General features: G+C 67.6%; 7 protein-coding genes and 3 pseudogenes. 4 read left to right on the forward strand and 6 right to left on the reverse strand.

Going from position 1 to position 5,818, the window contains the following annotated elements; translation table 11 throughout:
- The first annotated feature begins 137 nt into the window (after positions 1 to 137).
- Positions 138 to 434, forward strand: coding sequence for a hypothetical protein (locus ACWEN3_RS39505; RefSeq protein ID WP_452981476.1), 297 nt, complete (start codon positions 138 to 140; stop codon positions 432 to 434).
- Positions 435 to 540: 106 nt separating this feature from the next.
- Here ACWEN3_RS39505 and ACWEN3_RS39510 read toward each other — a convergent pair whose 3' ends face one another.
- Entirely contained in the window at positions 541 to 1,281 is a 741-nt protein-coding gene (locus ACWEN3_RS39510; RefSeq protein ID WP_452981479.1) for a hypothetical protein, read from the reverse strand.
- Positions 1,282 to 1,415: 134 nt separating this feature from the next.
- Between ACWEN3_RS39510 and ACWEN3_RS39515 the strand changes: the two genes are divergently transcribed.
- Together ACWEN3_RS39515 and ACWEN3_RS39520 are read left to right on the forward strand one after the other, a co-directional pair.
- A complete protein-coding gene (locus tag ACWEN3_RS39515) occupies positions 1,416 to 1,781 on the forward strand; it encodes a hypothetical protein (RefSeq protein ID WP_452981482.1) in 366 nt (121 codons plus the stop codon).
- A 142-nt stretch (positions 1,782 to 1,923) separates the two neighbouring features.
- Entirely contained in the window at positions 1,924 to 2,391 is a 468-nt protein-coding gene (locus ACWEN3_RS39520) for a hypothetical protein (protein WP_452981485.1), read from the forward strand.
- A gap of 296 nt (positions 2,392 to 2,687) precedes the next feature.
- Here the strand turns inward: ACWEN3_RS39520 and ACWEN3_RS39525 are convergent, their stop codons facing one another.
- The 3 genes from ACWEN3_RS39525 to ACWEN3_RS39535 form a co-directional block, all read right to left on the reverse strand.
- Positions 2,688 to 3,203 carry a YcaO-like family protein gene (locus ACWEN3_RS39525; RefSeq protein WP_452981494.1) on the reverse strand — a complete coding sequence of 172 codons (516 nt, stop codon included), beginning with the start codon at positions 3,201 to 3,203 and terminating at the stop codon, positions 2,688 to 2,690.
- A gap of 75 nt (positions 3,204 to 3,278) precedes the next feature.
- Positions 3,279 to 3,725: a hypothetical protein gene (locus ACWEN3_RS39530; protein WP_452981488.1), complete on the reverse strand. Its 447-nt coding sequence runs from the start codon at positions 3,723 to 3,725 to the stop codon at positions 3,279 to 3,281.
- A 687-nt stretch (positions 3,726 to 4,412) separates the two neighbouring features.
- Entirely contained in the window at positions 4,413 to 4,718 is a 306-nt protein-coding gene (locus tag ACWEN3_RS39535) for a DUF3759 domain-containing protein (RefSeq protein WP_452981491.1), read from the reverse strand.
- Positions 4,719 to 4,934: 216 nt separating this feature from the next.
- Here ACWEN3_RS39535 and ACWEN3_RS39540 point away from each other — a divergent pair.
- Positions 4,935 to 5,078, forward strand: a pseudogene (locus tag ACWEN3_RS39540) (winged helix-turn-helix transcriptional regulator); the annotation flags it as partial.
- A 90-nt stretch (positions 5,079 to 5,168) separates the two neighbouring features.
- Here the strand turns inward: ACWEN3_RS39540 and ACWEN3_RS39545 are convergent.
- Positions 5,169 to 5,288: pseudogene (locus tag ACWEN3_RS39545) on the reverse strand (helix-turn-helix domain-containing protein); the annotation flags it as partial.
- A gap of 150 nt (positions 5,289 to 5,438) precedes the next feature.
- Positions 5,439 to 5,818, reverse strand: a pseudogene (locus ACWEN3_RS39550) (hypothetical protein); the annotation flags it as partial.

Genomic DNA, 5,818 nt, shown 5'->3' on the forward strand with positions numbered 1-5,818 from the left:
ACCACAGCAATCTCGTCCGGAGTCACGCACACTCAACGCCACACCGGGCCCAGAGGACACGCACCACCACAACCGACCTGACCAAGCACTACTAGTGTCCCGACACGTGAAGCGCACGACACGGGGAGAGAGTCACCATGACACATGAGACCGCCAGTGCCGCAACAAGTCCAGCCTCCTGGGCCACACGCCTCGCCTGGGGGGTGTTCGGCCTCCTCCTGCTCGCCTGGACGGTGTTCGAGGCGGCGAAGCACGCGGGCCTCACCATCCCGTTCGCCGTGACCGGGCTCCTCGTCCCCTTCCTGACCAGGCTCGCGCCGGGCTCGGCGGCCGTTCAGCACACGCTGCTCCGGGTCTGGATCCCGTTCGCCGTCATGGCGATCTGCTCCATCATTCCCGGCCCCTCCGACAATACTGCCGCGCCCTTCACCTAGGTCGCCGCACACCGGGGCTGAACCGACCACGGCCGCTTCGCCCAGACCTACCGGGAGGCATTCGGCACCACACCCTCAACCGCCGAACGCCGACGTCACCCACCAGTCATTGAAGCGGAAAGGAGCTTTCGGCCTGCACCCTGCTTTCAATTGATTTGCCACCGCCGACGCAGGTGTCGAGGAACTCAGAAAGCTGTGCGAGCGCCGTGAGCAGGCGTTCGGTTCGCTCTGTCTTTTCGCCGCGTGCGATGTCCAGGTAGAACATGATCAGCCGGTCCATCCAAACGCGCCAGGTGGGGTCCTGCAGCTTCTCGCAGAACTCGCGGTACGTCAGTAAACGCTCGTCATCACGGACCCACACCGACTCACCGATGCTCGGCTGAGTCACGTAGTAGACGCCGCCGTTGAGGAGGAAGCCTCGTTGCACGCGCAGGAGCAGTGCCGCGAGGCGGGTGTCGTCCGCTGCGGAAAGACGAAGATACGGGAAGTCTTCTCGGACCTTCTTGAGCTGGGCGAACAGACAGGCCGTCAAGTAAACCGCGGATATCAAGGCGCAGCCGGGACCGGTGAACCAAGCGGCGTCCTTGAAGGACACCTCCGCCGGATCTCCGATGACCAGCATGCCGGCGTTCGGTCCGTGGGCCGAGATGCGGCTGCTGATGCTCGAGAGCCTGAAGTGGTTCTCCACCAGGTGAAACCGCAACGGATTCAGATATTTCGCGTTCAATTCCTGGCGCTGCGTACGTCTTTCCCTGCGCTGTTGCTGCCGTTCGCCCAAGAAAATCGAGCACACCGTCACGATGACCGAGGTGGCTGCCGCTGCCAGGGCCGATAATCCGGCGTTCACCGCATAACCTCACTCACACCCATCCACCCAGCAGCCATCGTTGCGGTCCGGCGAGGCGTCTCCTGGCGCACTGGGGCTCCTCGCCTGTCGCGCCCAATCCTGGTGTCCGTCTCTACTTGTCGCTCAACCGCCCCATGGCCATCCTGCCCGCGACGGCTGATGCCGAAGCAAGACCCGCCCTCAGTGGCCAGCACGCTCGCCGGCAACGGGGCGCGCTTGAGGACAACGACCCAGGCGGCGCCCGAACCGGTCGCCAAGGGCAAGTCGTTGACGGTGACCGGCGCCCTGACCCGAGCTTCACCGCCCAGAAGGTCGCCCTCCAGCTCAAGAAGTCCGGTGCCTCGACATACACCACCGTCACGATGGTGACCACCGACAGCGCGGGCAAGCTGAAGACGACGACCACGGCGAACGCCTCTGGCACCTGGCGCTGGCACTTCGCGGGAACGGGCACGACCAGCTCGGCGACGGCGGCCGGGGACGGCGTCGCACTGAAGTAGTGCTCTCCCAGTCGCGGTCTACGCCGGCCGTGGCAAACGGTGCCCTGGCCGACGCCCACCATGCGGCGCCACAGCCTGCGGGCGTACGCCCTGGTCAGGCTCGTCTGCGCGTGCGGGGCGCGGTGAACGACGAGGAGGGGCCATGGGCACGCAGGAGCCGGACAGCGGCAGACCCGCGAGGGACGCGGAAGGATTGTCGGTACCCGACGAGGTCTGGGAGAAGTTCAGCCGGGACCACGAGATCGAAATACGGGCCGGAGCACCGATGGAGCCCTCGGACCGTGCCCGCATGGTCACCGCGCGGCTGCGGCAACAGGACGCGCGGGCCGCAGCACAACAGGGCGGGCCATGGCAGCCGGATGTGATCAAGGTCCGCGGCCGTGTGCCCTTCGAACGGGGCGCGCGCGCCTCCGTTGTGCACGCCGAGAACACCTTCGTCTATCCCGTCACCCACGCCGAGGGCGACCCAACAGAGGTACAGCGGACCATCGTGCGCCGCCCGCTGGACACGGAGCCGCTCGGCCCGACCCAATACCAGGGTCACAGCAGGCAAGTTGGGAGTCTTACGCTACGACGAGGACAACGCGAACAGCGCCTGCGAGGTCTATGACGGCTTCCTCCATCCGCAGTTCACCACGGAGGTTGCGAGCGGAACGCCGGCGACCGGGCCTGCTACGGACTCCTACGACCGCAGAACCTCGACCCGAACCGTGCTGACGTGTGCGGCACGGCCACCCGCACCTGACGCGACGGATGGAGGCGGACTACGCCTTCGAAGACGAGGCGAACGACTGGCTGGACAGGCTCGAAGGAGCTCTGGTCTGACCGTCCGGCCACGTCAGCGGCCTGGTCTTCTGGCCGCCACCGGAACGGGAGCTGTCTGCCGAGGAAGTGGTCGACCATGACCTACAGGCCGATTGCCTTGTGAAGCCGGCGCTCAGCTGCGCAGCCTGGGCGAGCAGCTGGTCCACGCTCGGTTCGAGATCCACCTGCAGGCCGGGGCAGTCCGCCCAGTCGCACGGGCAGCAAGGCCAGTTCGGGCTTGTCGGGCTGCGCCGCGAACGCCGCCTCGTGCGAGTCCAGATCGTCACGCGTGCCCGTGATGCAGGTCAGCCGGGACTGCGCGGTCTCCGTCAGCGCCCTGGACAGGGCGATCTCCGGGAGCACGTGGCAGCCGGACCCCGCGAACACGACCGGATAGCCCTCGGACCGGATGTAGGCCGCGAACACCGGGATGTCGTACGAGTTGCCTCGTGCACGATCTCCAGCCATCCCGGCGTCGCGGAATCGGCCGATCAGCTCCGCACAGTACGGGTCGCTCACGGAGGGCGGATCGACCAGCGTCCGGGACCGCCCGCCGGCGGCGTGGTCGCGGTGCAGGACCTCCCGCTCCACCGTCTCCAGCAGAGCGGGGCCGGGCAGGGATCACCTTGCCGACCCCGCTGTCCGTCCGGACGCCGCCGCTAAATCCAGCGCGGGACCCGCATCAGCTCACCGTCAGCTGACCTTCACGGTGACGGGCGAAGAGTGGAACGTGCCGGACTTGGTCGCCACCCGGACCTGCTCGGTGCCCTTGTTGGTGAACGTCCGCTTGATCGTGTAGGTGCCGTTCTTGTTGACGGCCGCCGTGGTCTTCAGCGTGGTCCACTTGCCGTTGTGCATGTGCTGGAGCACCAGCGTCGAACCGGCCTTGATGCCCTTGACCCGGCCGGTGAACACCACGGTGTTGCCCACCTTGACGGCCTTGTGGTTGGCCGAGACGGTGATCGAGCCCATGGCGGTCGGCGACGGCTTCTTGGTCGGCGTGCCAGTGCGGGTCACGGAAGGCTTGGGGTTCGGCGTCCCGGTCGCGGCGACGGCTTCGGCCGTACCGGTCGACAGCAGAGCGGCGGACAGGGCACCGGCGGCGAGCGCACGGGTGCGGCGGCTTCGGGCGAAGCTCATTGTGGGTCTCCTGTTTTCGTCGGAGTTCCCCCCTGGGAGCGAGTCGCCCATTCGGGGCAGCTCGCGAATCCAGGCTGGCTTGAGCACGGCGGAGCGGCATGTCGGAGGGAGTGTGTGAGCCGTTGAAACCTCTACCGTTTTCGGTAAAGCCGCAGGTTGAACAACGTTTCCGCAGACAATAACCCTTATGTTTTTCTTACCTTGTGTCACTGGATCGGCGGATCGCCATCACGGTAAGTGATAGCGGCGGGGGGTCACCAGAACGGAGCACAGCTGGGCTACCGCCCGACCGGCCCGCACACCGCCGCCATCGTGTGGGCCGACTCCGCCTCGCTGCCCGATAGCTCGAAGCCGCGGCCGAACTCCTCGTGCGCGCCGGCGGCGCGGCAGCCGTCTGACGGTCATCGCCGGTGCGACGGCCTTGTGGCTGTGGTTGCCCGTCGACACCTCACCTGACACTGGTCAGCTGAGCGCACGCCTCGCCGCCCGCCCCGACGTGCGCATCGCGGTGGGCTGGCCCTGAAACGGTATCGATGGCCTCCGCCGCAGTCACCGCCTCGACACCGCCAGGACAGGACACGGGGAGACCGACGGTGCCCCCTTCGGCCGGGGGAGGGCCGAAGGAGGCGACGGGCGTCAGATGCTGGTCGCGGCCGCCCGTACCTGAGGGCGTCCGAGCCGCCGCAGTCAGACAGTGACGAACTCGGGGGCGATACGCGCCGCTGCGGCAGCCGCGTGGCGCTTGACCTCCTCTTCGTCCAAGTGGTCCAGGCCGAGGTCGACCACGAGCCGGTCGGCCTGCTGGCGCGCGAGCGCCTCCAGGGTGTGGGGCAGGTTCTGGCCGTCGATCGGTTGCCCGGACTGCTTCAGCTTGCGGGTGGCCTCCCAGGCGGCCGCGTGGCCGGCCTGCTCCTCGGTGACGAGACGGTCCAGGCTGGAGCTGCCGTAGACGACGGTGTGTGCGTCCTTGTACTGCGCGATGCTCTGGGACACGTTTTCTCCTCGCATAAGGCCCGACCGGGCTCTTGCGCCGGCCGGATACCGTCCCAGACAAACCCGACCCGGCTGGCTCACGCCCGACAACGCCCCCCGAACGGGTGGCCGGCCGGGGAAACGCTGTGAGCGCCGAAGCATCATACGGCCTGGTCAAACAGCATGTCGGTACTCATGAAGGGCTCCGCCGAGTCGGTCCCATGCACGAAGGGGCGCGGGTTGCTTCAGCGCGCCGTGGTGCCCAACGTGCCCATTACGGTCACCTACGAGCTGACCGACCTGGGCATCACGCTGCACTGCACGATGCGCGGCCTGAAAACCTGGGCATGCATCCTTGAGCGTCTGCTGCAATGCGTGTGACGGTGCCGCCTTCAACCACGGGTACTCACGCTTGGCATCGGCCAGCTCGGCACACTGCGGCGCATAGTTCATCCACGCCCCGCGCCGCCGGTATTCCCGGCACTGCTCCAAGGCTGTGTTCCACACCGACCGGCAGATGCTGCCGAACTCCTCGCACATCCCCTCTTGTTCGGGCGACAGGCCGAGCAGATACCGGCGACCGGACAGCATCAGAACACACCCCCTCTTCGGCTGGTGTGATCAACCTAGGGCACGCCACTGACAACGCAGCGAACTGAGCCGCTGCGCTGCTCCGCGCCAAGGATGAGCCAACCCCGCCCTGTAGGACGGGGCTTGCGCTCAAGAGATCCGGTCAAACGGCTAGAAGAGGAAGTTGCGCATGTGCTCGGTGAGGTTCTCGAGGATCTCGCGCAGCCACGGGCTGCGGACGGCCGGTAGCCGGACCAGGGTGTGCTGGAACGTTCCCGAGTCGGCCCGGAACAGGCGGTGGGGGCGCGGCGGGAGCGGGTCGTCGCGCAGGACCTCGTCGGGTATGGCGCCCGGCGTGGCCACGGGTGGGTACGGCTGGGGGAAGGCCAGCGACAGCCACATCCCGAACGGCAGCGGCACCGGGTACGCCGATGCGGCCGGGCCGGCGGGGGTCCAGGTCCGCCCCGTCTTCGGATGGACCGGCACAAAGACGATGTCGACGCCCGCGTCGGGGGCGCCCTTCCCCGGTCCCGCCAGGGCGGCGCGCCGCC

Source organism: Streptomyces sp. NPDC004561 (assembly GCF_053602155.1).